Origin of the sequence: Streptomyces sp. NPDC088261 (genome assembly GCF_044740805.1) — a bacterium.
Classification (GTDB): Bacteria; Actinomycetota; Actinomycetes; order Streptomycetales; family Streptomycetaceae; genus Streptomyces.
Genome location: NZ_JBIURL010000020.1, coordinates 15,773 through 41,139, shown reverse-complemented (window position 1 = coordinate 41,139; position 25,367 = coordinate 15,773). Strand labels below are relative to the sequence as shown.

Genomic DNA, 25,367 nt, shown 5'->3' with positions numbered 1-25,367 from the left:
TCGGGAGGTGGTACGGCTCTTTCGGGCGTACGGTCCCCGAGGCCGGGCGGGCGCGCCCGGGGGCGGGCGGGCGGTGGCCTACGGCTGGTCGTCCGTACGCGGCTCGCTCCGGTCGCGCCCCTCGTCGGACGGGACCGCAACCGGGCCGCCCGCCCCCACGTCTCCGTCAACATGATCATCAGACGAGCCGTCCCCGCCGATCTCGACCCGATCACCGAATTCCATGCGGAGGCCCGGGCCACGTACTACCGGGGCCATGTCCCGGACGAGGAGTTCGAAGGACCGGCCGAGCGGGCCCGTACCCGCGCCAGTTGGGCCACCGCGCTGAGCCGCGACGAGCCGGGCGCGGCGGTGCTGTGCGCGGAGGCCGAGGGCCGGCCGGTGGGCGTGGCCGCGTACCGTACCGCCGACGGCGTGACGACCCTCACCCAGCTCCACGTCGCGCCCGCCCACTGGCGTCGGGGGATCGGCGCCGCGCTCCACGAGGCGTGCGTGGCGGCCTGGCGGCGGGACGGGGTGACCACGGCGCGCCTGGAGGTCTTCGAACCCAACCGGCGCGCGCAGGCGTTCTACGCGGCACACGGCTGGCACCCGGACCCGGAGAACCCGCGCGACGACACGCACCTGATCCTGCGCCTGGTGGTGGGCGCCGACGAGAACAGGTCTCAGGGATAGATCTTCTTCCGCTCCGCGAACATCGCCACGTACTTCGCGATACGGCGGGCGCGCGTCTCGGGCCGCTTGGCGTCGTGGACCTGGTGGAGGACGGAGAAGCGGTTACGGCTGTCGAGCGTGGCGAAGAACTCGGCCGCCACGGGCTCCGCCGCGAGGGCGGCGGCGAGATCGTCCGGTACGGAGACGGTCCTGGGCCCGTCGTACGCGGCCTCCCACCGCCCGTCCGCCTTGGCCCGCACCACCTCGGCGAGCCCGGCGTCCCGCATGCGGCCGGAGGCGATCAGGGCCTCGGCCTTGTCGCGGTTGATCTTCGACCACTTGCTGCGGGCCCGCCGGGGCGTGAACCGCTGCAACCAGTGGGTGTCCTCGGCCGCTTTCCTCTTCTGCCCGTCGATCCACCCGTAGCAGAGGGCCACGTCGAGCGCCTGCGCGTAGTCGAACGTGGCGACGCCCGGCGTCTTCTTCCTGAGCCTCAGCCAAATCCCGTCGGCGGCCGCGTGATGCGCGCCCAGCCACGCCTCGAACGCCTCGGCGCTCTCGAACGACACACTTTCCGGTTCCTCAGCCACAACGCCCAGTCAAGCACAGGCGTTTTCCGTCACGGAGCGATAGCAGCGCGTAACATCGGACACCGCCCGATCTCCAACCGACCCTCAGCACCAAGGGGTTGCAGCCACATGGCACCACGCCCACGCGAACTGACCCCGGACCGCTCGGCCCGCCACCTGTTCGGCTCCGAGATGCGCCGCCACCGCGAACTGGCGGGCATGAGCCTGGAGAGCCTGGCCGGCGTCCTGAGATACGCGAAGAGTTCACTGGCCCGGTACGAAACAGCGGACGCGATGATTCCCCCGGACCTCCCGGCCCGCCTGGACGCGGCGTTCGGGACGGACGGGTTGTTCGAGAAGCTGTACGGGTTGGCGAAGTACGAGATCCACCCGGACAAGTACCGGCGGCGCATGGAGCTTGAGGCGCGGGCACGGGTGATCGACCAGTACGCGGGGCAACTTGTTCCCGGTCTGGTCCAGACCGAGGGCTACGCCCGAGCGCTGTTCCGCGTCACGAATCCGAGGGCCACCTCCGAGGCGATCGAGGAGAAGGTGGCGGCCAGGATGGGTCGGCAGGCCCTGCTGACCGCCACGCCGGGACCGGACCTGTCCATGATTCTCGACGAGGCGGTCGTACGATGCTCGGTGGGCGGCCCGGCCGTCATGCGGAACCAACTGGCCCGCCTGTGCGATCTCGTGGACACACCCACCACCACAGTCCAGTTGCTCCCTTTCTGTCACGGCGAGCACGCACTGCTCGGCGGCGGCACGTTGACGCTGATGACGCTGGACGACAAGTCGTCGGTGGTCTATGAAGAAGGCCTGACCTCAGGCACGTTGGTGGAAGAACCGGAAACGGTCAGAACCCGCCGCCGGGATTACGATCTGATGAGGGCCTACGCCCTGTCGCCCCGCGATACGGCGGCACACATCCGATCAGCCATGGAGGCACTTCCCTCATGAGCAGCAGCCAGGACCTCACGGGCGTGCGGTGGGTCAAGTCCAGCTACAGCAACGGGGACGGCGGTGACTGCGTCGAGTGGGCGCCCGCTTGTGTCGCGAACTCGGATGCCGTCCCCGTCCGGGACAGCAAGGACCCTCAGGGTCGCGCCCTGCTGCTCGGGCCCGCGGCCTTCTCCGCGTTCGTTCGGGCCGTTCGGGCCGGAGCGCTTGGCGGGGGCGTGGGGTAGGAGCGTCGGAAGCCCGCGACGAGTGGCCTCGGGGCGGCGATCGCGCGCAGGTTCGCCGACGAGGGCGCTCGTGTCGTCCTGGTCGGGCGGCGGGCGGACCGGAGGGAGGCGCTCGCGGCCGAACTGGGCGGTGCGGCGCGGTTCCAGCGCGCCGACGTGACCAGGGAAGAGGACGTCGAGCAGCTGGCCTCGGCCGTCGAGGAGCGATACGGCAGAGTTGACGTCCTTGTCAACTGCGCCGGCGCCCCCGCCACCCTGGTCGCGGAGCTGCTGACGTCGCTGCCCGGCCACTACTTCCTCGACGCGCTCGACGTCCCCGCCGTGACCGAACTCGGCATTCCCGTGCTCTACCTCCTCGGCGAGGACGACCGTGCGCTTCCCCTCCCGGGGGCCGAGTTCGCTGCCCGGCTCGGACGGGAACCCGTCATGGTCCCCGGCACCCACGAGGGCCTGCTGACCCACCCCGACGAGATCGCGAAGGCGATCCTGAACGGCTGACGCGGCCGGGCCGCGAACCCCGCTCCCCCCGCTTGTCGGCGGTGGGCCGGGGGGAATCATGGGTGAGTCTCGGACGTTGTCCCGGCAGCGGAGGGGGCCTCCGTGTGCGTCGGGACTATGGGCCGTGGGCCTGGGGAGAAGCTGAGAGATGCGCGTCGAGATCTGGAGTGACATCGCCTGCCCGTGGTGTTATGTCGGGAAAGCCCGCTTCGAGAAGGGGTTGGCGGCGTTCGCGCACCGGGAAGACGTCGAGGTGGTGCACCGGTCCTTCGAGCTGGATCCCGGGCGGGCCAAGGGGGACACCGCTCTGGTGGTCGACATGCTGGCAACCAAGTACGGGCGTACCCGCGAAGAGGCTCGTGCGATGGAGGAGAACGTCGCGTCCAACGCGCGCTCCGAGGGCCTCGAGTACCGGATCGACGGGCGTGACCACGGCAGCACCTTCGACATCCACCGGCTGCTCCATCTCGCCAAGGCGCGCGGGCGGCAGGACGAGTTGCTGAGCCTCGCCTACCGGGCGAACTTCGCCGAGGAGCGCTCCGTCTTCGACTCCGAGACGCTCGTCGCGCTCGCGGTCGAGGCCGGTCTCGACGAGGCGGAGGCGCGGGCCGTGCTCGCCGACGCGGACGCCTACGCCGACGACGTACGGGCCGACGAGCGCGAGGCGGCCGAACTGGGCGCGAACGGGGTGCCGTTCTTCGTGCTCGACCGGCGGTACGGGGTTTCCGGCGGGCAGCCCGCCGAGGTGTTCACCCAGGCGCTGGAGCAGGCGTGGCAGGGCAGGGTCATCACCGAGATCGGGCAGAGCGGCGGCGACGCGGACGTCGCGGACGACGCGGCCGTCTGCGGGCCCGACGGATGCGCGGTCCCGCACGCCGGGCCCCATGCGGGCGCGCACGCGTAAGCCCTGGTCAGGGGCCATCCATAAGCAGCTCTGGGGTGTTTCCTTCACGGATACGCGATTGACCCGGGGTGGTGGCGGACCCAGGGTGGGTCCATGACCACCCTGGGGGGCGCCGAGTTCGCGCCCGAGACAACGTACCTGAACACATCGACCGCCGGACTGCTGCCCCGCAGCTCCGTCGAGGCCGTACGGGACCTCGCCGCCAAGAGCGCCACGGGCTCCTACGACGGCTCGGACGGCTACGAGTCCGTCGAGTCCGCCCGCGCCTCCTTCGCCCGGATCGCCGGGGTCGACCCCAGCCGGGTCGCCCTCGGCGGGTCGGTCGCGGCGCATGTCGCGCTGGTCGCGGCGTCGTTGCCGGCCGGGGCGGAAGTGCTGTTCCCCGAGGGGGAGTTCAGCTCCGTCATCACCCCGTTCACCATCCGCGGCGACCTCAAACTGCGGTACGTGCCCCTGGACGCCCTCGCGCAGTCCGTACGGCCCGGCACGGCGCTGGTCGCCTTCTCCGTGGTCCAGTCGGTGGACGGCCGGCTGGCCGACACCGCGTCGATCCTCGCGGCGGCCTCCGCGCACGGGGCTCGCACGCTCGCCGACCTGAGTCAGGCGGCGGGGTGGCTGCCGCTGGACGCGGGCGCCTTCGACTACACCGTGACCGGTGGGTTCAAGTTCCTGCTCAGCCCGCGCGGTGTGTCCTTCCTGACGGTGACGGAGGAGGCGCAGGGATTGCTGCCGCCGCTGTACGCGGGGTGGGTGGCGGCGGAGTCGCCGTGGGACAGCACGTACGGCCCGGTCGAGCGACTGGCGTCCACGGCCCGGCGGTTGGACGCGCCGCCGTCCTTCCTCGCGTATCACGCTGCCGCGCGGTCCTTGGCGCTGCTGGAGGCGACGGGCATCGAAACGATCCACGCGCACGCGGTGGGGTTGGCGTCGCTGTTTCGCGAGGGGGCGGCGGGGTTGGGCTTCTCGCCGGTGGGGGCGGGGGCGGGCGGGGCGTCGGCGGTTGTGGCGGTGCGGGGGTTGGGGGAGAGGCAGTTGTCCCTGCGGGAGGCGGGGGTGGTGGTGGCTGCGCGTGGGGGGAACTTGCGGGTGGCGTTCCATTTGTACAACGCGTCTGCTGACGTGGGCCGTGTGCTGGAGGCCCTCGCCCCGAGGTGACCGCGTTGCGGTCGCTGCTGTCCTCGCGCCGGACGGGCGTCTGCGGCCCGGTGGGCGGCGTGGCTTCCTACTTGTCCTCAATCGCCGGACGGGCTGGTTTGTGGCGTCTGCCCGGGTCGCGGGCGCGGCTTACTGATGTCCTCAATCGCCGGACGGGCTTGGTGGTGCCCGCTGCGGCCCGGTGCCCCGGGTGCGGGTTGTCGCCGGGGGCCGGTCAGGGGTCGTGTCCTGCACTGCATGTTTTACGTCGCGTGCGACCGGTCGTATTGATTGACGTTCGCCATGCGACACAAAACACGCTTTACGTTCCGGACACGACCCCTGCCCGTCCCCCTTCCAGGCCCGCGTCACTACCCGGCCCACCCCGGGGCAAGGCGGGAGGCAGCCGGAGCCCGCACCGGGGCACTTCAAGCCGGTCCGGCGTTTGAGGACATCTGTAACCCGCACCCGGCACCGACGCGGAGGCCACAATCCCGCCTGTTCCGACGCACCCCGCAGCCCACCCGGACGTCCCCAAGCCCGTCCGGCGTTTGAGGACACCGTGACCCGCACCGGCGCACCGTGCAGGGGCACTGTCCAGCCCGCCTGGACACAACCCCAGCCCGTCCGGCGATTGAGGACGACCCTGACCATCACCCGCGCACCGCGCAGGGGCACCATCCAGCCCGTCCGGCGTTTGAGGACATCAGTGAGCCGCGCTCGCGTGCCGGGCGGCCGGGACTCCGGGGCGACGGGGTCGTTTAGTTCACCCTCGGCGTGAGGGGGGTGGGGTCGGAGGAGGTGCGTGTGTCCGGACGTAAAGCGTGTTTTGTGGCGCATGGCTACCGTTAATCAAGACAAGACCTTGCACGCGCCGTAAAACATGCAGTCCGGACATACGTGCCTCCGGAGGCCCCGCCCCCCGTCACCACGGCACACCCAGCCCGTCCGGCGTTTGAGGACATCAGTAAGCCGCGCCCGAGCACCGGGCAGACGCCAAAACCACGCCCGTCCGGCGCGAGGACAAAGAAGCAAACGCAACGGCCCCGCTACGCGTCACCGCACTCCGACGCCTGCCGGCACAAATTCGCCTCCACCTTCGACAGCAGCCGCGCCAACTCCCCCCGCTCCCCCTCGTCCAGCCCCGCCAACGTGTGCTCCTCCAGTTCGCCCCACGCGTCCTTGACCTCGGACCGCAGCGCGCAGCTGTCCCGCGTCGACTCGACCAGGACCGCCCGCCGGTCCAGCGGGTCGGACGTTCGCGTCACGTACCCCGCCTGGTCCAGGCGCTGGAGCATCTTCGTGACCGTCGACGGATCCAGGTCCATCGCCTTGATCAGCTCCGCCTGGCGGACGGGTCCTGCGTTCCACAGGTGCATCATCAGGAACTCCTGCCCCGGGTAGAGCCCGGTCCGCTGGAGCAGCTTGCCCGCCGCGATGCGATGCAGCCGGGCGATCCGGGACAGCGCGTTGCTCACGGGGCTCCCGCGCATCCCGCTCGGAGCGCCGTGCGCCCCGCTCGGAGCGTCACGCGCCCCACGCGGGGTGTCGCCCGCCCCACGCGGGGTGTCACGTGCCTCACGCGGAGCGTCATGCGCCCCAGGCGGGGTGTCGCCCGCCCCGCGCGGGGTGTCGCGTGCCTCACGCGAAACGTCATGCGCACGCGAAACATCTCGCCCCGCCCCCGGGGCGACACCCGTCCCACCAGGCCCTACACCGGTAAAACCGGGCGCTCCGCCCGGACACGCGGGGTCGTCGGAAGTCATGCCCCCAGTTTAGCTTGGTCGGCCAAGGAATGAGCTAGAGTGACTCGCGGTTGTTTACTTGGCCGACCACATACCGTGCCGCCGGCCCACCGTGCCTTTGGAGTCACCATGACCACCGCGTTCGACCCGATCGACCTCTCGGGTACGCAGCTCGCCAACCGCATCGCCCTGGCGCCCATGACCCGCAGCCGTTCCTACGGTCCCAGCCACGCGCCCACCGACGTGGTCGCCGAGTACTACGCCCAGCGGGCCTCGGCCGGTCTGGTCATCACCGAGGGGATCCAGCCCTCCGTCGTCGGGCAGGGGTACCCGGACACCCCGGGACTGCACAGCGACGAGCAGATCGCCGGCTGGCGCAAGGTCACCGACGCCGTGCACGCCAAGGGCGGCACGATCTTCGCGCAGGTCATGCACGCCGGCCGGATCGGCCACCCCGACCTCCTGCCCGGCGACCTGATCCCGGTCGCCCCGTCCCCGATCGCCGCGAAGGGGCAGGTCTACCTCCACGACGGTCCGAAGGACTTCGTCACGCCCCACGAGCTGACGTCCGACGAGATACGAGCGACGATCGGCGACTTCGCCGCGGCGGCCCGCAACGCGATCGACGCCGGCTTCGACGGCGTGGAGCTGCACGGCGCGAACGGTTACCTGATCCACCAGTTCCTGTCGGACACCACCAACGCGCGCACCGACGAGTGGGGCGGTTCCGTCGAGGGCCGTACGCGCTTCGCGGTCGAGGTCGCCCGCGCCGTCGTCGCCGAGATCGGCGCCGAGCGCACCGCGATCCGCGTCTCGCCCGGAAACCCGCTCAACGACATCGGCGCGGAGGGCGAACTGGAGGCCACGTACACCTCGTTGGTCCAGCAGTTCGAGACGCTCGGTCTCGCGTACGTCCATGTGGTCGAGTACAGCCGCGAGTTGACGCTCGTCCTGCGCAAGCACTTCTCCGGGACGCTCATCCTCAACGCCAAGACCGACGGGCCCACCAGCCCCGAGGAGCTCAAGCTCATCGAGGACGGCGTCGCCGACCTCATCTCCTTCGGCCAGCTCTTCCTCGCCAACCCGGACCTCCCGGCGCGGCTCAAGGCCGGCGGCCCGTACAACACCCCCGACCCGTCCACGTTCTTCGGCGGTACGGAGAAGGGCTTCACGGACTACCCCGTCCTGGCGGGCTGACCGTACGACTGGCTGACCGTACGACAGGGCTGACCGTACGACAGGTACGACAGGAGGGGGCGGGCCGGTCACACGACGACCGGACCGCCCCCTCCCGTACTCACCAGGACTCCTCGACCGCCCTCGCCGCCGCCTCCACGCACACAGTGACCCCGCTCTCCCCGAGCGCCGCGCCCAGCGCGAGGAGCGACTTCCGTACGGCGTCCTCCGTCGCGTCGGGGCCGTAGTGGTTGACGCGGACCATCTCGGAGGCGAGCGCGCCGCCCCCCGCGACCAGCGGCAGCGAGGCGTCCGACGCCAGCGCCTTCGCCACCACCTCGGACGCGTCGACCCCGGCCGGGACCCGGATCGTGGTGGCCACCGGAGCCGCCGCCGCGTCCTCGCCCACAAACGGCTCGACCCCGCCGCCCAGCGCCCGCGCGCCCGCGCGTGCCGCCCGCGCGGCGGAGGCGTGCCGGGCCGTCACCGCGGCGAGACCGTCCTCCTCGATGCGCTCCACGGACGCCTCCAGCGCCAGCATCTCCAGCTGGGCGGGCGCGTGCGGCAGCGCGCGCCGGCCGCTGTCGATCCAGCGCTCCTTCCAGTCGAGGAGCGAGAGGTACGAGCGGCGCGGCGCCCCCGGATTCGCGGCGAACCGCTCCCACGCGCGCTCGCTCACCGACACCGCCGACACCCCGGCGGGCCCGCCCATCGCCTTCTGCGCGCCGATCACGCACAGATCCACGCCCCACGCGTCCGGAAGCAGCGGTTCCGCGGCCACCGACGCGACCGCGTCGAGCATGAAGAGCGCGCCGTGCGCCCGTACGACCTCGCCGATCTCCGCGACCGGGTTGGTGTTGCCGGTCGCCGCCTCGGCGTGCACCAGCGACACGAAGTCGGTCTCCGGGTGCGCGGCGAGCGCCTGTTCGACCTGCGCCGCGGTGACCGCCGTGTCGAAGGGCACCTCCAGGTCCACGACCTTCGCGCCGCAGTCGCGCAGCCAGTTCCCGAAGGTCTGGCCGTACGGCCCCGTCACCACGTTCAGCGCGGTCGAACCGGGCCGGGCGCCGCCCCGTATGCAGGCCTCCAGGGGGAGCAGGGCCTCGCCCTGCATGATCACGACGTCGTTCTCCGTTGCGAGGAGGGCGGCGACCCGCCGCTCGATGGTGGCGAAGTGCGCGGCGGTCAGCGGGGCGAGGCCCAGCAGCGGATGTGTCACGGGGGGCTCTCTCGACGGGGGTGCGGAAGGTTCTGTTCGACCCCACCGAGGATACTCACCGCTCTGGGAGACCCCCTGATCGTCCTCGTACAGTGCTGTCCATGAGTGATCACGCGGTGCTGCGGGTGAAGGGGCGGGTGCTCGTCGGCCCCGACGAGGTCAGGGACGAACTGTGGGTGGTCGGCGGCCGGATCACCTACACCCGGCCGCCCGGTGCCCGTGACGTCCGTACGGTGGCGGGCTGGGCCCTCCCCGGCCTGGTCGACGCCCACTGCCATGTCGGGCTCGACCACCACGGCGCGGTGGACGCGGCGACCAGCGAGAAGCAGGCGCTCGGCGACCGCGACGCCGGGACCCTGCTGCTCAGGGACGCCGGGTCCCCGGCGGACACCCGGTGGATCGACGACCGGGAGGATCTGCCCAAGATCATCCGGGCGGGCCGCCACATCGCGAGGACCCGGCGCTACATCCGTAACTTCGCGTACGAGATCGAGCCCGGGGACCTCGTCGCGTACGTCGCCCAGGAGGCGCGGCGGGGGGACGGCTGGGTCAAGCTCGTCGGCGACTGGATCGACCGCGAGGAGGGCGACCTGACCGCCTGCTGGCCGCGCGAGGCGGTGGTGGCGGCGATCGCCGAGGCGCACCGGCTGGGCGCGCGCGTCACGGCGCACTGCTTCGCCGAGGTCGCGCTGCGCGAACTGGTCGAGGCGGGCATCGACTGCGTCGAGCACGCCACGGGGCTCACGGAGGACACCATTCCGCTCTTCGCCGAGCACGGGGTGGCGATCGTCCCGACCCTGGTCAACATCGCCACGTTCCCGAAGCTCGCGGCGGGCGGCGCGGAGAAGTTCCCGCGCTGGTCGGCGCACCTGAACCGGCTGTACGAGCGGCGCTACGACACCGTCCGCGCGGCGTACGACGCGGGCATCCCCGTCTTCGTCGGTACGGACGCGGGCGGCGCCCTCCCCCACGGCCTCGCGGCGGCGGAGGTCGCCGAGCTCGTCACGGCCGGCATCCCGCCGCTGGACGCGCTCTCCGCGACGACCTGGGCGGCGCGCCGCTGGCTCGGGCGCCCGGCCCTGGAGGAGGGGGCGCCCGCGGATCTTGTGGTGTACGACGAGGATCCGCGCGCGGACGTACGGGTGCTGGCGGCTCCGCGGGTGATCGTGCTGAACGGGCGGGTGGTCGGCTGAGGGCCGGGGATCGCCGGGTTGACTCAGCGTGACGCGGGGCCTGGCTGTCTCGTTGAAGCACTTCAGCCGTTCCGGGCTCCGGTACGACCGGCGCACGACCCCGACCGCGCGATGTGCGGCGCTCCGGGGAACGCGTGCGCCACCCGAGTCGAACCCGCGATCGGAAACCCCCCTTTGGGGTGAACTCACCCCAGGTGTCTGTCGGTTCACTCTCAGTGCGTAAAGATTCCGGTGTCTCAGTCGCCGCCGCCGCGTGTCCCCGTGTCGGCCGGCCGGCGACACCATGTCTCTTGTGGGGGTTCCACCCGTGAACGGCAACACCAACCTCTTCCGCATGCCCGCACGCCGCTGCGCCGCCGTGGCGGTCGCCGCCGCGCTGACGGCGGGCCCGGTCCTCGTGGCCGCGCCCGCGCGGGCCACGGGGGTCACCGACGGCGACGGGCGGGCGACCGCGGTGGTCCTGCGGACCGGGCTCGACGTGTCCCTGCTCAACAAGACCGTCAACGTCCCGCTGCGGGCCGCGCTCAACGATGTACAGGCCCCCGCCGACGCGGACGAGTCCACGCTGACGGTGGAGCTGGACGGGGTCGACCGGGGCAGGCCGTTCACCGTCCTGCGCGCGGACGTGGCGACGTCGCGGGCCACGGTGGACGACCGCGGGGCGGAGGGGTACGCGAACCTCGCCCGTGCGAAGGTGCACGTCCCCGGGCTGCCGCTGCTCTCGCTGATCGAGATCCAGCAGGTCACGTCGAAGGCGGTCTGCGAGACCGGGAGGCGGCCGGTGGCCGAGTCCCGCCTGCTGGGCGCGGTGACCGTCCTGGGCAGGAACGTCACGTTGTCGGCCTCGGGCCCGACGCGGGTCGAGGTCCCCGGCGTCGGCGAGGTGACGCTCGACGTCTCGAAGACGACGAGGACGTCGCGTACGGCGGCGGCGGTGGCGCTCCGGCTTGGCGTGTCGGTGAACCCGCTGAACCTGAACGTGGCGGAGGTGCGGGGCGAGGTGACGCTGGCGGAGGCCACGTGCGCGGCGCCCCGGGCGGAGGCGGAACCGCCGTCGCCCTCACGGCCGGGCGCGAAGCCCACCCCGAAGCCGGATGTGAAGCCGCAATCGGAGCACCTGGCAGAAACGGGCGGCAGTTCGACGACGCCGTTCCTGGCGGGCGGAGCGGCGCTCCTGCTGGCGCTGGGCGCGGGGGCCCTGATCCTGGCGAGGTCACGGCGCGGATAGCCGTACGGGCACGCGGCGCCCGGCGGCCGATCTTCGGCCGCACCACGACCGGCCACCTGAAAGCCGAACTGATCTTGGAGTGCCACCTGTTGGGGGCAGGAGCGGTAAGGCCTGAGCCGTCTGTTCTTCTGTGTGTGGGGGGAGAGGGAGTCCGGCGTGGCAACGTGACCACTCAGCGGAACGGCAAGTCGCCGGCGGCGACAAGTGTGCCCGGCTCTACCCGGACAAGATGGGTGAGGGGAGCGCGGCCGTGCCCCTGCCGCGCGTGGTCTCAGGCAAGCGGAACCCATGCCGCTTTGACTGCGGGGTCGGAGGGCTCGCCCCACATCAGAGCCCCGTGGGCTACTCCCGGCATGGGGCCCAGGGCGAGGGCAGGTGCCTCAAGGGCATCGGCCATCTCTTCAAGGTAGTCGGTCAGCGAATCGAACCGGGGAGTCACTTGCGCGGTCTCCTCCCACTCCCACATCGTGCCGTCCGTCCCGTCCACACACAGTCCGTACGAGGTGTCCGTCACGGTGTACGAACAGGGCGGAATCCATTGCGGCTTCCACGTCATGTATTCCCCTGCCTCGTTCTCCCGCTGGAACAGCATGCGCCGCCGGTACACGGCCTCCACGGAATCCAGCCCCGTCAGCGCCCAGTTGCCCAGCATGAACACCGCACTGGTAACAGCATCCGCACCGGCGTGCATCCGCCACAGTGCCGTCACGCCGGCGGGCACGTGAACACCGACAGCGTCTTCCAGCGCTGCGATCTCCTCCTCGGACGCACCTGCCTTCAGCGAGGCGAAGGAAGCGGGGGCATGCTCCGCAAGCCACGGGGCGGCGTCCTTGTTCATAGTCTCTGCGGTGGTCCGTTGCGGCGCGGTGGTGGGCGCGGGTTACTGATGTCCTCAATCGCCGGACGGGCTGGGTGTGTCGTGGTGACGGGGGGCGGGGCCTGCGGAGGTACGTATGTCCGGACTGCATGTTTTACGGCGCGTGCAAGGTCTTGTTTCGTTAACGGTAGCCATGCGCCACAAAACACGCTTTACGTCCGGACACACGCACCTCCTCCGACCCCACCCCCCTCACGCCGAGGGTGAGCTGAACGACCCCGCCGACTCGGGGTGTCTGGCCTCCGCCCGGTGGACCGTGCCACTTACCAACGTCCTCAAACGCCGGACGGGCTGGACGTGCCCCCGCCGTCCTCCAAGACCGGGGCGGGTCGGGGGTTGTCTTGAACGCGGGCCTGGAAGGGGGACGGGCAGGGGTCGTGTCCGGAACGTAAAGCGTGTTTTGTGTCGCATGGCGATCGTTACGCAAAACAAGACCCCGCACGCGACGTAAAACATGCAGTGCAGGACACGACCCCTGCCCGTCCCCCGGCAACAACCCGCGGACGAGGTCCCGGGCCGCAGCGGCACCATCAAGCCCGTCCGGCGATTGAGGACAATCAGTAAGCCGCGCCCGCGCACCGGGCAGACGCCACAAACCAAGCCCGTCCGGCGATTGAGGACAAAAGCCGGCCGCCAGGCCCATCAACCGCTACGGGCCCACCGCGACGATCGCCTGGTCCAGCGCCTGCAAGAAACGGTTCGTCGTGGGCCTGTCCCGTACCGCCACTCGCAGCCACCCGCCGTCCAGACCGGGAAACGTGTCCCCCCGACGCGCCGCGAACCCCAGGGATCGGAGCCGTGTCCGGACCGCCTCCGCGCGGTTCATGCGGAGGAGGACGAAGGGGCCCGCCGCCGCCGGGACCACCCGTACCTCGTCGAACTCCGCCAGCCCCGCGAGCAGGTGGCGGCGGTCCAGGGCGATCAGGCACGCCGCCGACTCCGCCTCCGCCAGCGCCGCCGGCGACATGCACGCCTCCGCCGCCGCCAGCGCCGGCGTCGACACCGGCCACAACGGCTGCGCCCGCTCCAGCGCGGCGATGGTCTCCGGCGCGGCCAGGACGTACCCGATCCGCAGCCCCGCCAGGCCCCACGTCTTCGTGAGGCTGCGGATCACCACCAGGCCGGGCACGTCGACGCGGCCGGACAGTGCCTCCGGCTCACCCGGCACCGCGTCCATGAACGCCTCGTCCACCACCAGCGTCCGCCCCGGCCGGGCCAGCGAGGCGATCGCCGCCGCCGGGTGGAGCACCGACGTCGGGTTCGTCGGGTTGCCCAGGACCACCAGGTCCGCGTCCTCCGGCACCGCCGCCGGATCGAGCCGGAAGCCGTCCGACGCGTGGAGCAGGACCCGCCGTACGGTGTGGCCCGCGTCCCGCAGCGCCGCCTCCGGCTCGGTGAACTGGGGGTGCACGACCACCGGCCGCGCGACCCGCAGCGCCCGCGCCAGCAGGACGAACGCCTCCGCCGCCCCCGCCGTCAGCAGCACCCGCTCCGCCGGCAGCCCGTGCCGCGCCGCGACCGCCGCGCGGGCCGCCCGCCCGTCGGGGTACGCGGCGAGCCCGCCGATCGAGTCCGCGATCCGGGCGCGCAGCCAGGCCGGGGGAGTGCCGGTGCGGACGTTGACCGCGAGGTCGACGAGCGCGCCGGGGCAGTCCCGTACCTCGGCGTCGCCGTGATGCCCGAGGTCATGCGTATCAGCGCGCGTAGACATGGCTGCCACAGGCCCGCTCGTAGCCGTACAGAGGGGGGACGGCGGTCATGGGGGTCACCGGGCTCCTTCCGAATGCCCCGGGGTCACCGGGGCGTCACGACGCGCCCCGCGGTGTACCGCGTGGCCGCTGTTGTCTACCGTCTACACCTGCGCCGTGTCCAGGCCCTTCCGTTACACCCCGCCCGGGTGACGGGCGACCGCGCAGGTGGCGGAGGCGGCCCGGCCGGGGGGCCGCGAGGTCCGTTTCGGTACGAGGAGTTCGCCGCCCCGCGCGAGCGCCGCGGCCTCCGCGACGGACGGCGTGCCGAGGGCGGCGAGCGGCGCCGGGGACGGATTCGGTACGGCGACCCCCGCGAGGAACGCCGCCGCGTACCCCCGTACCGGCACTCCGAGCCGCGCGGCGGCGGCCGTGATTCCCGTCTCACCGGCGCGGGTGTCGACGGTCGCCAGTTCCACGACGTCGTCCGCCACGAGCCCCGCCTCCCGCAGGGTTTCGGCGATCAGGCCGAGCATTTCGCCGGCGGAGACGCCGGCGCGGGCCCCGACGCCGACCACCAGCGGGGACCCCGGATGTGCGCGGGAGGGGGCCCATCGGCTAAGCAAGGGCCCATGGCGGTCTTCGTCGCGCTCGGCGCGTTCCTCATGACCCTCTTCGGAGGCTGGACGGCGCAACGCGTCACCGACCGCCGGCACCTCGTGCTGGGCCTGGCGGGCGGGCTGATGCTGGGGGTGGTCGGGCTCGACCTCCTGCCGGAGGCGATGCGCGCGGCGGGCGAGGAGATCTTCGGCGTACCGCAGGCCCTGCTGCTGTTCGTGGGCGGCTTCCTCGTCGCCCATCTGGTGGAACGCCTGCTGGCCGTCCGCCAGGCGTCCCACGGCGCGGACCCGAAGGAGAGCGAGGCGCCCGGCCCCCACGACAGCCACGCCCACACCCGCGTGCCGCAGGTCGGGCTGACGGCGGCCGCCGCGATGGTCGGGCACAGCCTGATGGACGGCATCGCGCTCGGCGCGGCCTTCCAGGTCGGCGGGGGCATGGGCGCGGCCGTGGCGCTCGCCGTCGTCGCCCACGACTTCGCCGACGGGTTCAACACGTACACCCTGACCAGCCTGTACGGGAACGACCGCCGCAAGGCGCTCACGATGCTCGTCGCGGACGCCGTCGCGCCGGTGGTCGGCGCGGCCTCGACGCTGCTGTTCACGCTCCCCGAGGAACTGCTCGGCAGCTATCTCGGGTTCTTCGGCGGCGCCCTGCTCTACCTGGCCGCCGCCGAGATCCTTCCCGAGGCGCACCACGACCACCCGGCGCGCTCCACGGTGCTGTGCACGATCGCGGGCGCGGCGTTCATCTGGCTGGTGGTGGGCATCGCCGGCTGACGGGCACGTCATCCGGCACACCGCTCCACGAACCGCCGCGCCATCAGCGGGGTGGCCGCCCAGTGCGTGTGCAGATAGCTGGCATGCACCCCGTGCTGTACGAAGCCTTCGAGGCGACGCTCCGGGTGCACGACCCCCCAGGCGGGCGCCGCGCCCGCGCCCGGCTCCAGCACCGTGCGGTGGAACTCGTGCCCCCGTACGCGCGTCCCCGCCCCGGCCAGCGCGCTGTCACCGACGGCCACCGCCTCCCGGTAGCCGAGCGTCAGCCGCCCCGACATCCGCCCGTCGGCGTCCAGCACCCCGCACATCGGCTTTCCGTCGAGCGATCGCGCCAGGTAGAGCAGCCCCGCGCACTCGGCCGCCACCGGCGCCCCGGAGTGGGCCAGTTCGGCAACGGCCTTGCGCAGTTGCTCGTTGGCGGACAGCTCCGGCGCGTACACCTCGGGGAAGCCGCCGCCGATCACCAACCCCCGCGCGCCGTCGGGCAGTTGTTCGTCCCGCAGCGGATCGAAGGGGACGACGTCCGCGCCGACCGCCGTGAGCAGTTCGGTGTGTTCGGCGTACGAGAACGTGAACGCGGATCCGGCGGCCACCGCCACCACGGGCCGGGAGGGCCGGGGGACCTGCGGGACCAGGGAGACCTGGGAGACCTGGTGGAGCTGGGAGAGCCGGGAGCCGACCGGTTCGACCTCCGGCGCCCACGCGGTCACGTCCAGCGCGGGCGCGCTCCGCGCCAGGCCCAGCAGCGCCTCCAGATCACACCCGTCGCGCACCCGCCCGGCCAGCTCCCGCATCGACCCCACCGCGTCCGCGCGCCGCTCGGCGACGGGCACCAGCCCCAGGTGGCGGGAGGGCGTGCTGACGTGCTCGGTCCGCCGCAGCACCCCCATCACCGGGACACCCGACTCGTCCAGCGCCTCACGCAGCAGCAGTTCGTGCCGGTCCGAGGCGACCTTGTTGAGGATCACCCCGCCGATCCGCACCTCCGGGTCCCACGACGCGAAGCCGTGCACCAGCGCCGCCACCGAACGCGACTGCGACGAAGCGTCCACCACCAGCACCACCGGGGCGCGCAGCAGCTTCGACACCTGGGCGGTGGAGGCGAGTTCGCCCTGCCCCGACGCGCCGTCGTAGAGGCCCATCACCCCTTCCACGATCGCGAGGTCGCACCCCGCCGCGCCGTGCGCGAACAGCGGCCCGATCAGGGCCGTACCACTCATGTACGCGTCCAGGTTGCGCCCCGGCCGCCCGGAACCGCCCGCCGAGACCGCGAGCGTGTGATAGCCGGGGTCGATGTAGTCGGGCCCCACCTTGTGGGGGGACACGGCGAGTCCACGCTCCGCGAAGGCCGCCATCAGCCCGGTCGCGACCGTGGTCTTCCCGCTGCCCGACGACGGCGCGGCGATCACCAGCCGGGGGACACTCACCACTCGATGCCCCTCTGGCCCTTCTGCCCCGCGTCCATCGGGTGCTTGACCTTCGTCATCTCCGTGACGAGATCCGCGAACTCCGCCAGTTTCTCCGGGGCGTTGCGGCCCGTGATGACGACGTGCTGGGTGCCGGGCCGGGTACGCAGCACCTCGATCACCTCGTCCGTGTCCACCCACCCCCAGTGCAGCGGGTACATGAACTCGTCGAGCACGTACAGCTTGTGGGTCTCCGCCGCCAGATCGCGCTTGACCTGTTCCCAACCCTCGCGCGCCGCCTCCTCGTTGGACAGCTGGCTGTCGCGCTGCACCCACGACCAGCCCTCGCCCATCTTGTGCCAGGCGACGGAACCGCCCTCGCCGCTCGCCCCCAGCACCTTGAGCGCCTGCTCCTCGCCGACCTTCCACTTCGCCGACTTCACGAACTGGAACACCCCGATCGGCCACCCCTGCGTCCACGCGCGCAGCGCCAGCCCGAACGCCGCCGTCGACTTGCCCTTGCCCACCCCGGTGTGGACGAGGACGAGCGGGCGGTTGCGGCGCTGGCGGGTGGTGAGCCCGTCGTCCGGTACGGTCTCCGGCTGTCCCTGCGGCATTACGCGGCCCTCCGTCGGTTGCCCTGTACGCCCTGTGTGCCTTGTGCGCCCTGCGCGCCCTGTACGTCCCTGACCAGCCCGGCGATGCTGTCGGCCCGCAGCTCGTCCAGGGTGACGCACGTGCCGTCCAGATCGCCGGCGAGTGTTCCGGCGAGCCCGAGCCGTACGATCCCCGACTCGCAGTCCACGACCACCGACGCGGTCCCCTCCGACGCGTGCAGCCGCGCGGCGCGCGCCGCGAGCGCGACCGGATCCGCGCCGCCCGTCGCCCGTCCGTCGGTCACCACGACGAGCAGCGGCCGGCGCGCGGGATCCCGCAGCCGCTCCACCCGCAGCACGTCGTGCGCCTTCAACAGCCCGGCGGCCAGGGGCGTCCGGCCCCCGGTCGGCAGCGACTCCAGCCGGGCCGCCGCCGCGTCCACGGACGACGTCGGGGGGAGCGCCACCTCCGCGTCCTTGCCCCGGAAGGTCACCAGCCCGACCTTGTCGCGCCGCTGGTACGCGTCCAGCAGCAGCGAGAGCACCGCGCCCTTCACCGCGCTCATCCGCCGCTTGGCGGCCATGGACCCGGAGGCGTCGACCACGAACAGCACGAGGTTGCCCTCGCGCCCCTCCCGGGTGGCCTGCCGCAGATCGTCCTTGCGCAGGACCAGGCCGGGCCCGCTGCGCCCGCGCGCCCGCTGGTGCGGTGCGGCGGCCTGCACGGTCGCGGCGAGGTGGAGCTTGGTCAGCGCGCCCCGGGGCCGGCGCGACCCGGTGGTCCTGCCGTGCTCGGTACGCGCCCGCGACCGCCGCCCGGCGGCCCCTTCGCCGAGGCCGGGAACGCTGAGCATCTTCGTACGGTACGGCTCCCCGGCCCCCACGGCGGCCTGCTCGCCACCCCCGCCCCCGGGCCGCGGCGAGGCGGCGGGCGCGTCGCCCTCCTCGGACCCGGAGTCCTCCGGCGCGTCGGCCCCACCCTCGGGCGCCGGCCCACCCCCGGGCCCGTCGGGCTCAGGATCGTGATCGTCGTCCTCGCCCTTGAACTCCTCCAACGTGTCGTCGAGCTTGTCCTCGTCGAGCCCCGGCGCGTCGAACGGATTGCGCCGCCGCCGGTGCGGCAGCGCGAGCAGCGCGGCCTGCCGGACGTCCTCGGCGAGCACGTCCGTACGCCCGGCCCACGCGGCCAGCGCCGTCGCGGTCCGCGCCATCACGATGTCGGCGCGCATCCCGTCCACCTCGAAGGCGGCGCAGGTGGCGGCGATCTGCAACAAGGCCGCGTCCCCCAGCCGTACCTCCGGCAGCAGCGCCCGCGCGGCGACGATCCGCTCCCGCAGCGCACGCTCCTCGTCGGCCCAACGCCCCGCGAATCCCGCCGGGTCGTCGTCGTAGGCGAGCCGCCGCCGTACGACCTCCACCCGCGTCCCGGGCTCCCGCGACGCGGCGACCTCCACGGTCAGCCCGAACCGGTCGAGCAACTGCGGGCGCAACTCGCCCTCTTCGGGGTTCATCGTCCCGACGAGCAGGAACCGCGCGGCATGCCGTACGGAGACCCCTTCCCGCTCGACGTACGAGGCGCCCATGGCGGCGGCGTCCAGCAGGAGGTCGACCAGGTGGTCGTGGAGCAGATTGACCTCGTCGACGTACAGCACCCCACGGTGGGCGTCGGCGAGAAGCCCCGGCTCGAAGGCCTTCACCCCCTCCGACAGGGCCCGCTCGATGTCGAGCGCCCCCACCAGCCGGTCCTCCGAGGCCCCGACGGGCAGCTCCACCATCCGCGCGGGCCGCGCCGTACCCGGACCGCTCTCGTGGGGCCCGTCGGGACACCGCGGATCGGGCGAGGCGGGGTCACAGCTGAACCGGCACCCCGCCACCACGCCGACCTCGGGCATCAACGCGGACAGCGCCCGTACGGCGGTGCTCTTCGCGGTGCCCTTCTCACCCCGTACCAGCACACCGCCGACCGCCGGACTGACGGCGTTGAGCAGCAGCGCGAGCCGCAGATCGTCCATTCCCACCACGGCGGTGAACGGAAAGGGGGTACTCATAGGGCTCCTTCGAGTGCGATCGGTGCGTGGTGCACGAGGGTGACCGGTACGGCGGGGGGCGGGGCCGGGGACGGCGAACGCGGCGTCACGGCGCACCGGGTGGGATGAACGGCAGCCCCGCGGGGGCGCCTTCTTCGATCAACCGCCACAACGCGTCCGTGTCCGCGTGCTCCTCCACCAGGTCCCCCAGCAGATCGAGCTGTTCCTCCCGCAGCGCCCCGAAGCTCGTGTCCGGCGCCGGTACGAACCGCCGTCCCGCCTCCCGGGCGACCTCCGCGAGGAACCGCCGCCGGAACGCGTCGTTCTCCAGCACCCCGTGCCAGTGCGTCCCCCGGACGGACCCCACCTGGCACCCGTCCAGCGCCACTCCGCTCCCGTCGGAGACGAACGCGTCGGAGACGAACGCCGACCCGCCGCTGACCTCCGCGACCCCGTGGTGGATCTCGTACCCCTCCACGGGCTCACCGAGCGCGACGCCCACCGGCCGCCCGAGCGTCTTCTCGCGCGCGAACCGCACCCGTACCGGCAGCAGCCCGAGCCCCGGCACGACCCCGGCCCGCGACTCCACCTCGTCGTCGATCACCTCGCCGAGCACCTGGTAGCCGCCGCAGATGCCCAGGACGGGACGGCCCTCCGCCGCCCGCCGGGCCACCGCGTCCGCGAGGCCGCGCTCGCGCAGCCAGGCCAGGGCGCCCACGGTGCCGCGGGTGCCGGGGATGACGACCAGGTCCGCGTCGGCCACTTCCTCCGCCCGGTCCACGAACCGCACGACCACGCCCGGCTCCGCCGCCAGCGCGTCCACGTCGGTGAAGTTCGACATCAGCGGTACGGCGCACACCGCGACGCGCAGGACGTCCTCGCCGTACGGGGCGGACGCGGCGGACTCCCGTACCGACCCGCGCAGCGACACCCGCAGGCCGTCCTCCTCGTCGATGCCGAGGCCGGGGCGCCACGGCAGCACGCCGAGGGTCGCCCGCCCGGTCAGCCCGCGCAGCATCTCCAACCCCGGTTCCAGCAGGGACACGTCGCCCCGGAACTTGTTGACGACGTACCCGGCGACCAGCGCCTGGTCCTCGGCGCTCAGCAGCGCGGTCGTCCCGAAGAACGAGGCGAAGACCCCGCCCCGGTCGATGTCCCCGACCACGACGACCGGCAGGCGGGCGGCGCGGGCGATGCCCATGTTCACGATGTCGGTGCGGCGGAGGTTGATCTCGGCGGGGCTGCCGGCGCCTTCGCAGATCACGGCGTCGTACGTACGGCGCAGCTCGGCCAGGCACTCCAGGACGGTGCCCAGTAGCGCTTCCTGGCGGCCGCCGTGGTAGCCCCGGGCGCTCATCTCACCCACCGGGCGCCCCATGAGGACCACTTGGCTGCGCCGGTCGCCGCCGGGCTTCAGCAGGACGGGGTTCATCAGCGCGGTCGGCTCGACGCGGGCGGCCTGCGCCTGCATGGCCTGGGCCCGGCCGATCTCGGCGCCTTCGCGGGTGACGAAGGAGTTGAGGGACATGTTCTGCCCCTTGAAGGGCGCGACGCTGACGCCCTGCCGCACGAGCCACCGGCAGATGCCCGCGGTGACGACGCTCTTGCCCGCGTCGGAGGTGGTCCCGGCGACGAGCACCCCACCCCCGACCCCACCCCGCTTCACGGTCGCCGCCCGGCGTCGGTACGGGCGTCGGTGCCGGTACGGCCGGGGAGGCCCGGGCGGGCGGCACCTTCGGCACGGAGACCCGCGGGCGCGCCGACGCGCGGGCCGGACTTGGTACGGAGCTTGGCGTCCACGCCGAGGGGCGCGCCGTGGTCGAGGCGCGCGTTTGCGCTGAGGCGCGTGCCGGGATCTAGGGGCGCGTTCGCGGCGAGGCGCGTGCCGTGGTCGAGGCCCGTGTTCGCGGCGATGCGCGTGCTGGTACCGGAGCCCGCGTTTGCGGCGAGGCGCGTGCCGTGGTCGAGGCGCGTGTTCGCGCCGACACGCGTGCTGGCACCGGAGCCTGCATTTGCGCCGAGGTGCGCACCGGGATCGAGGTGCGTACTGGGATCGAGACGCGCGCTCGCTGCGAGGCGCGTGCTGGTACCAGAGTCCGCGTTTGCGCCGAGGGGCGTGCCGGGATCGAGGCGTGCGTTTGCGGCGACGCGCGTGTCGGCACCGGAGCGCGTGCTGGCACCGGAGCCTGCGTTTGCGGCGAGGCGGGTGCTGGCACCGGAGTCTGCGTTTGCGCCGAGGTGCGCACCGGGATCGAGGCGCGCGCTTACGGCGAGGCGCTTGCCGGCACCGGAGCCCGCGTTCGCGGCGAGGCGCGCGTCGGCACGGGAGCCCGCGCCCGCGCTCACGCCGACGCCCCGGTCGGCCTCCGTCCTGGTTTCTGCCCCCGCCCCCGCCTCCGTTCTCGAAGTCGCCCCCGCGTCCACGTCCGCCCCCGCCCCCGCTTCCGAAACGGCCGCGTACGCGAACCGGCCCGCCACGCACACCGCCAGCGCCAACGCGCTCACCCGCCGGGACAACCGCACGGCCCGTTCGATGTCGGCGATCTCCACGGGCCGGCCGCCGCTGTTCAGGACCGGGCGGTGTTCGACGCGGCCGCCGTACGCGAGCGTTCCGCCCAGTCGTACGCCCAGCGCACCCGCGAACGAGGCCTCCACCGGGCCCGCGTTGGGGCTCGGGTGCTTGCGCGCGTCGTCGCGCCACGCCCGCCACGCCCCGCGCGGATCGCCGCCCGCGACGACGGCCAGCGCGGCGGTGAGCCGGGCGCCCGGCCAGCCTGCCACGTCGTCGAGGCGGGCCGAGGCCCACCCGAACCGGCGGTATCGCGGGGACTTGTGTCCCACCATCGCGTCCAGCGTGTTCACGGCCCGGAACCCGGCCAGCCCGGGAACCCCGGCGACAGCGCCCCATACGAGCGCGCCGACCACCGCGTCGGAGGTGTTCTCGGCGACGGACTCCACGACGGCCCGCGCGATCTGCTGGGCGTCGAGGGACTGCGGGTCACGGCCGCATAGGTGCGGCAACCGCTCCCGGGCCAGCTCGACGTCCCCGTCGGAAAGCGCCCGCCCAATGGCCCGCGCCTCCCGCGCCAGCGACGTACCACCGACAACGGACCAGGTAGCGAGGGCGGTCAGCACGACGAAGGCACCCCGCCGCCCCAAGAACCCAGCACGTCCGGCCGCCCTGGCCAGTCCTGCCGCCTCGGCAAGTCCTGCCATCCCGGCAACTCCGGCCGGCCTGGCACCCGCAGGCCGTGGCGCCCCGCGTCCCCGTACCCCCCGCGCCACCAACGCGCCCAGGCCTGCGGCGCCGCCCGCGCAGACCAGCGTGTGCAACGCGCCCCAGCCCCGGTGGTCCCGTCGCAGAACGCGTTCCACGGCCCCTGCGGCCCGGCCGAACGCCGCTACCGGGTGGCCCCGGCGGGGATCGCCCAGCAGCAGGTCGGCGAGCAGTCCGCCCGCCGCCCCGTACGCGTGGATCCACGCGGCGTCCCAGGCGGGGGAGCGGGTTGGGCCCGCGAACGCTTCTGCCGCGGAAGTGACGGGAGTGACCGAAGCGGTGAGGTTGGTGGATGCGATGGAGAGCCCGGAAGCGGCGCGCGCGGTGGACGCACCGGCGCGGGTCGAGGCCCACAGGGCGAGGCCGACAGAAGCGGCGGCGGCACAGGCGCAGGCGCGGCCAGGCATGGCGACGTGTCCTCACTCAGGGTCCGCGCCCCGGCTCGACGGAAAACGCGCGGCGAGAGTTCCTGGCTCCCGGGGACCGTTTCCCCGAAGGGACACCGTGCCCGGTGACAGTGGCGGGACCGCGCCGGATTCGCACCGGCTTCCTCTGCTGCCGCCGTAATTGGCCCCGGCAGTCCACCACGCTGCGAGAACGCCCGTCAACCCGCCCTTGACCTGCGGCGGGGCAGTGTGCGAAGCCCCACACGAAACACACGAAAGGCCCGGGGGCGTGCCCCGGGCCTTAGGGAGTGTCCGCGAAGTGGTGTCCGGCTCGCGGTGGACGGCACGAGCGCTCGCGCTGTCCAGCACGCGTGCTCGCGGCGTTGTCGGACCGAGCGAGTACCTCCCGTACCCGCGCGGCCCTCCGCCTTGCGCTCGCACGCACCGGACGCCGCCAGCCCCGCCCTCCGAGCGGACGACCCGCACTTCCCGGACACGCCCTGGCGCCGTACGTACGGTCAGGCCACGATCAGGTAGATGCCGTACGCCACCGCCGCCGCGCACAGCGCGAAGCACGCGTAGGCGCCGGTGCGCGCCAGCGCCGCGGAGCCCGCAGGGGAATCTCCCGCCGAACCGCCGGCCGATTCCGAGGCCGCCGGCTCCTGCTTGGCCAGGGCCACGATGCCGAGGGTGAACAGGCCCACCAGACCGATGGTGGACACGAGGCTGACGCCGAACACGGAGCCGAGGGCTGCCCAGTCGATTTTCATGTGATCGCTTTCCTTACACCGTGGCGGTTCGCGCCGACTCGCCGGCGACGGCGGGCGGGGTGGGCAGGGTGACGGGCCCCGGGATGGTGGTCGTCAGGCCGGCGGTCGCGGCGTCCATGGACCCGAGGCCCCTCACCGTGACCCCGGAGGCACCCGCGTCCGCGCCCACGGTCACCGGCACCACCTCGGCCCCGGTCACGTTCGTGTGGTCCACGGGACGGCGGCGCGACGCGAGCCAGATCGCGCCGGAGGCGGCGACGAGCAGGATCGCCACGACGGTGACTCCCCAGGTGCCGTGGCCGGTCAGGAACTCCGCCCCGGCGGCGACCAGTCCGGCGGCGGGCAGGGTCAGCCCCCAGGCGACGAACATCCGGGTCGCGGTCGACCAGCGGACGACCCCGCCCCTGCGGCCCAGGCCGGCGCCCATCACGGCGCCGGAGCAGGACTGCGTCGTGGAGAGCGAGAAGCCGAGGTGCGAGGAGGCCAGGATGACCGTCGCGGCGCTGGTCTGCGCGGCGAAGCCCTGCTGCGGGCGCAGGTCGGTGAGGCCGGTGCCCATGGTCTTGATGATGCGCCAGCCGCCGAGGTACGTGCCGAGCGCGATCGCCGTGCCCGCCGAGACGATGACCCACAGGGGCGGGTTGGAGCCGGGGGAGAGGACCCCGCCGGTGACCAGCGCGAGCGTGATGACGCCCATCGTCTTCTGCGCGTCGTTGGTGCCGTGGGCGAGGGAGACCAGGCCCGCGGAGGCGATCTGCCCGGCCCGGAAGCCCTTCGCCGTGGCCTTCTCGTCCGTACGGGCGCTGACGCGGTACGTCAGCCGGGTGGCGAGCATGGCCGCCAGTCCCGCGACGAGCGGGGCGGCGAGCGCCGGGATCAGGACCTTGGTGATGACGACGCCGCCGTTGACACCCGAGGTGCCGACGGACATCAGGGTGGCGCCGATGAGGCCGCCGAACAGGGCGTGGGAGGAACTCGACGGGAGCCCCAGCAGCCACGTGAAGAGATTCCAGATGATCGCCCCGACCAGCGCCGCGAAGATCACTTCGGTCCGGATGCCCGATTCGTTGATGAGTCCGCCGGAGATCGTCCTGGCGACCTCCACGGACAGGAACGCGCCGACGAGATTCAGGACGGCGGACATCGCCACCGCCGTCTTGGGCTTCAGGGCGCCGGTCGAGATGGTCGTCGCCATCGCGTTCGCGGTGTCGTGGAAACCGTTCGTGAAATCGAACACGAGAGCCGTCACGATCACGATCGCGAGGAGCAGCGTGAAGTGTTCCATTTACCCAGGCAATCGTTCGACGTCGGTGGCCACGGTGAACGTAAGGATGCAGGGTGAACGGAAGGTTAACTGAGGAGGTACTCGGGGTGTCTCTCCCGAAGGGCTCTCCTGGCGTCTCGATGTGGTGTCCGACCTGCCCTTTTTCCAC

Annotated in this window: 20 protein-coding genes, 3 pseudogenes and 1 riboswitch; of the genes and pseudogenes, 10 read left to right on the top strand and 13 right to left on the bottom strand. The window is 72.8% G+C overall.

From position 1 onward, the window contains the following. Positions 1-171: 171 nt before the first annotated feature. Entirely contained in the window at positions 172-675 is a 504-nt protein-coding gene (locus ACIODU_RS29390; RefSeq protein WP_401771360.1) for a GNAT family N-acetyltransferase, read from the top strand. Here ACIODU_RS29390 and ACIODU_RS29385 read toward each other — a convergent pair. Next, on the bottom strand, positions 666-1,223 hold the full coding sequence (locus ACIODU_RS29385) for a YdeI family protein (protein WP_401771358.1): 558 nt from the start codon (positions 1,221-1,223) through the stop codon (positions 666-668). The two genes, ACIODU_RS29390 and ACIODU_RS29385, sit on opposite strands and share 10 nt — an antisense overlap. Positions 1,224-1,352: 129 nt before the next feature. On the opposite strand from ACIODU_RS29385, the gene ACIODU_RS29380 reads away from it, so the two are divergent. The 5 genes and pseudogenes from ACIODU_RS29380 to ACIODU_RS29360 all read left to right on the top strand — a co-directional run bounded on the left by ACIODU_RS29380 (position 1,353) and on the right by ACIODU_RS29360 (position 4,970). Continuing rightward, a complete protein-coding gene (locus tag ACIODU_RS29380; RefSeq protein ID WP_401771356.1) occupies positions 1,353-2,186 on the top strand; it encodes a Scr1 family TA system antitoxin-like transcriptional regulator in 834 nt (277 codons plus the stop codon). Beyond that, positions 2,183-2,413 carry a DUF397 domain-containing protein gene (locus tag ACIODU_RS29375; RefSeq protein WP_356433094.1) on the top strand — a complete coding sequence of 77 codons (231 nt, stop codon included), beginning with the start codon at positions 2,183-2,185 and terminating at the stop codon, positions 2,411-2,413. The genes ACIODU_RS29380 and ACIODU_RS29375 overlap by 4 nt, the downstream gene beginning before the upstream one ends. A gap of 27 nt (positions 2,414-2,440) precedes the next feature. Beyond that, a pseudogene (locus ACIODU_RS29370) lies at positions 2,441-2,911 on the top strand (SDR family NAD(P)-dependent oxidoreductase); the annotation flags it as partial. 148 nt (positions 2,912-3,059) lie between these two features. After that, positions 3,060-3,815 carry a DsbA family oxidoreductase gene (locus ACIODU_RS29365; protein WP_401771354.1) on the top strand — a complete coding sequence of 252 codons (756 nt, stop codon included), beginning with the start codon at positions 3,060-3,062 and terminating at the stop codon, positions 3,813-3,815. 93 nt (positions 3,816-3,908) lie between these two features. After that, a complete protein-coding gene (locus tag ACIODU_RS29360) occupies positions 3,909-4,970 on the top strand; it encodes an aminotransferase class V-fold PLP-dependent enzyme (protein ID WP_401771351.1) in 1,062 nt (353 codons plus the stop codon). A gap of 1,028 nt (positions 4,971-5,998) precedes the next feature. On the opposite strand, the gene ACIODU_RS29355 is transcribed toward ACIODU_RS29360, so the two are convergent. Continuing rightward, positions 5,999-6,442, bottom strand: coding sequence for a MarR family winged helix-turn-helix transcriptional regulator (locus ACIODU_RS29355; RefSeq protein WP_237531588.1), 444 nt, complete (start codon positions 6,440-6,442; stop codon positions 5,999-6,001). A 381-nt stretch (positions 6,443-6,823) separates the two neighbouring features. Between ACIODU_RS29355 and ACIODU_RS29350 the strand changes: the two genes are divergently transcribed. Then, positions 6,824-7,891 carry an alkene reductase gene (locus ACIODU_RS29350; protein WP_356432003.1) on the top strand — a complete coding sequence of 356 codons (1,068 nt, stop codon included), beginning with the start codon at positions 6,824-6,826 and terminating at the stop codon, positions 7,889-7,891. A gap of 100 nt (positions 7,892-7,991) precedes the next feature. Here ACIODU_RS29350 and ACIODU_RS29345 read toward each other — a convergent pair whose 3' ends face one another. Further along, positions 7,992-9,089 (bottom strand): pyridoxal-phosphate-dependent aminotransferase family protein, encoded by a 1,098-nt coding sequence (locus ACIODU_RS29345; protein ID WP_401771346.1) that lies wholly within the window; start codon positions 9,087-9,089, stop codon positions 7,992-7,994. 116 nt (positions 9,090-9,205) lie between these two features. Here ACIODU_RS29345 and ACIODU_RS29340 point away from each other — a divergent pair, with 116 nt between their 5' ends. Then, entirely contained in the window at positions 9,206-10,282 is a 1,077-nt protein-coding gene (locus ACIODU_RS29340) for an amidohydrolase family protein (protein WP_401771463.1), read from the top strand. 283 nt (positions 10,283-10,565) lie between these two features. Continuing rightward, positions 10,566-11,510, top strand: coding sequence for an SCO1860 family LAETG-anchored protein (locus ACIODU_RS29335; RefSeq protein ID WP_401771343.1), 945 nt, complete (start codon positions 10,566-10,568; stop codon positions 11,508-11,510). 271 nt (positions 11,511-11,781) lie between these two features. Here ACIODU_RS29335 and ACIODU_RS29330 read toward each other — a convergent pair whose 3' ends face one another. From ACIODU_RS29330 to ACIODU_RS29320, 3 genes and pseudogenes are all read right to left on the bottom strand, one after another. Then, positions 11,782-12,348, bottom strand: a complete 567-nt coding sequence (locus tag ACIODU_RS29330; RefSeq protein ID WP_401771340.1) for an SMI1/KNR4 family protein — start codon at positions 12,346-12,348, stop codon at positions 11,782-11,784. Positions 12,349-13,036: 688 nt separating this feature from the next. Beyond that, on the bottom strand, positions 13,037-14,098 hold the full coding sequence (gene cobC, locus ACIODU_RS29325; protein WP_401771337.1) for an Rv2231c family pyridoxal phosphate-dependent protein CobC: 1,062 nt from the start codon (positions 14,096-14,098) through the stop codon (positions 13,037-13,039). 180 nt (positions 14,099-14,278) lie between these two features. Continuing rightward, positions 14,279-14,611 (bottom strand): annotated as a pseudogene (locus tag ACIODU_RS29320) (cobalamin biosynthesis protein); the annotation flags it as partial. 96 nt (positions 14,612-14,707) lie between these two features. On the opposite strand from ACIODU_RS29320, the gene ACIODU_RS29315 reads away from it, so the two are divergent. Then, positions 14,708-15,472 carry a ZIP family metal transporter gene (locus ACIODU_RS29315; protein ID WP_356432015.1) on the top strand — a complete coding sequence of 255 codons (765 nt, stop codon included), beginning with the start codon at positions 14,708-14,710 and terminating at the stop codon, positions 15,470-15,472. 8 nt (positions 15,473-15,480) lie between these two features. Here the strand turns inward: ACIODU_RS29315 and ACIODU_RS29310 are convergent, their stop codons facing one another. From ACIODU_RS29310 to ACIODU_RS29280, 7 genes and pseudogenes are all read right to left on the bottom strand, one after another. Further along, the gene (locus ACIODU_RS29310) at positions 15,481-16,902 is read right to left on the bottom strand and encodes a cobyrinate a,c-diamide synthase (RefSeq protein ID WP_401771335.1); all 1,422 of its coding nucleotides are present in this window, start codon (positions 16,900-16,902) and stop codon (positions 15,481-15,483) included. After that, positions 16,896-17,495 (bottom strand): cob(I)yrinic acid a,c-diamide adenosyltransferase, encoded by a 600-nt coding sequence (gene cobO / locus ACIODU_RS29305; RefSeq protein ID WP_401771332.1) that lies wholly within the window; start codon positions 17,493-17,495, stop codon positions 16,896-16,898. The genes ACIODU_RS29310 and cobO overlap by 7 nt, the downstream gene beginning before the upstream one ends. After that, positions 17,495-19,522 carry a putative cobaltochelatase gene (locus ACIODU_RS29300; protein WP_401771330.1) on the bottom strand — a complete coding sequence of 676 codons (2,028 nt, stop codon included), beginning with the start codon at positions 19,520-19,522 and terminating at the stop codon, positions 17,495-17,497. Before ACIODU_RS29300 ends, cobO begins: the two co-directional genes overlap by 1 nt. 85 nt (positions 19,523-19,607) lie before the next feature. Beyond that, entirely contained in the window at positions 19,608-21,167 is a 1,560-nt protein-coding gene (locus ACIODU_RS29295; RefSeq protein ID WP_401771327.1) for a cobyric acid synthase, read from the bottom strand. 797 nt (positions 21,168-21,964) lie between these two features. Continuing rightward, positions 21,965-22,978 (bottom strand): annotated as a pseudogene (locus ACIODU_RS29290) (cobalamin biosynthesis protein); the annotation flags it as partial. A gap of 243 nt (positions 22,979-23,221) precedes the next feature. Continuing rightward, a riboswitch (cobalamin riboswitch) is annotated at positions 23,222-23,371 on the bottom strand. A 311-nt stretch (positions 23,372-23,682) separates the two neighbouring features. Beyond that, positions 23,683-23,934 (bottom strand): hypothetical protein, encoded by a 252-nt coding sequence (locus ACIODU_RS29285; RefSeq protein ID WP_401771325.1) that lies wholly within the window; start codon positions 23,932-23,934, stop codon positions 23,683-23,685. A gap of 13 nt (positions 23,935-23,947) precedes the next feature. Beyond that, positions 23,948-25,219: an inorganic phosphate transporter gene (locus ACIODU_RS29280; protein WP_356432027.1), complete on the bottom strand. Its 1,272-nt coding sequence runs from the start codon at positions 25,217-25,219 to the stop codon at positions 23,948-23,950. Between the last annotated feature and the right edge of the window lie 148 nt (positions 25,220-25,367).

What these genes read in the sequence shown, in the direction of transcription:
- ACIODU_RS29390 (WP_401771360.1), top strand. Translation starts at nt 172, where the DNA reads ATGATCATCAGACGAGCCGTCCCCGCCGATCTCGACCCGATCACCGAA.
- ACIODU_RS29380 (WP_401771356.1), top strand. Translation starts at nt 1,353, where the DNA reads ATGGCACCACGCCCACGCGAACTGACCCCGGACCGCTCGGCCCGCCAC.
- ACIODU_RS29375 (WP_356433094.1), top strand. Translation starts at nt 2,183, where the DNA reads ATGAGCAGCAGCCAGGACCTCACGGGCGTGCGGTGGGTCAAGTCCAGC.
- ACIODU_RS29365 (WP_401771354.1), top strand. Translation starts at nt 3,060, where the DNA reads ATGCGCGTCGAGATCTGGAGTGACATCGCCTGCCCGTGGTGTTATGTC.
- ACIODU_RS29360 (WP_401771351.1), top strand. Translation starts at nt 3,909, where the DNA reads ATGACCACCCTGGGGGGCGCCGAGTTCGCGCCCGAGACAACGTACCTG.
- ACIODU_RS29355 (WP_237531588.1), bottom strand. Translation starts at nt 6,442, where the DNA reads ATGCGCGGGAGCCCCGTGAGCAACGCGCTGTCCCGGATCGCCCGGCTG.
- ACIODU_RS29350 (WP_356432003.1), top strand. Translation starts at nt 6,824, where the DNA reads ATGACCACCGCGTTCGACCCGATCGACCTCTCGGGTACGCAGCTCGCC.
- ACIODU_RS29335 (WP_401771343.1), top strand. Translation starts at nt 10,566, where the DNA reads ATGTCTCTTGTGGGGGTTCCACCCGTGAACGGCAACACCAACCTCTTC.
- ACIODU_RS29330 (WP_401771340.1), bottom strand. Translation starts at nt 12,348, where the DNA reads ATGAACAAGGACGCCGCCCCGTGGCTTGCGGAGCATGCCCCCGCTTCC.
- cobC (WP_401771337.1), bottom strand. Translation starts at nt 14,098, where the DNA reads ATGTCTACGCGCGCTGATACGCATGACCTCGGGCATCACGGCGACGCC.
- ACIODU_RS29315 (WP_356432015.1), top strand. Translation starts at nt 14,708, where the DNA reads ATGGCGGTCTTCGTCGCGCTCGGCGCGTTCCTCATGACCCTCTTCGGA.
- cobO (WP_401771332.1), bottom strand. Translation starts at nt 17,495, where the DNA reads ATGCCGCAGGGACAGCCGGAGACCGTACCGGACGACGGGCTCACCACC.
- ACIODU_RS29300 (WP_401771330.1), bottom strand. Translation starts at nt 19,522, where the DNA reads ATGAGTACCCCCTTTCCGTTCACCGCCGTGGTGGGAATGGACGATCTG.
- ACIODU_RS29285 (WP_401771325.1), bottom strand. Translation starts at nt 23,934, where the DNA reads ATGAAAATCGACTGGGCAGCCCTCGGCTCCGTGTTCGGCGTCAGCCTC.
- ACIODU_RS29280 (WP_356432027.1), bottom strand. Translation starts at nt 25,219, where the DNA reads ATGGAACACTTCACGCTGCTCCTCGCGATCGTGATCGTGACGGCTCTC.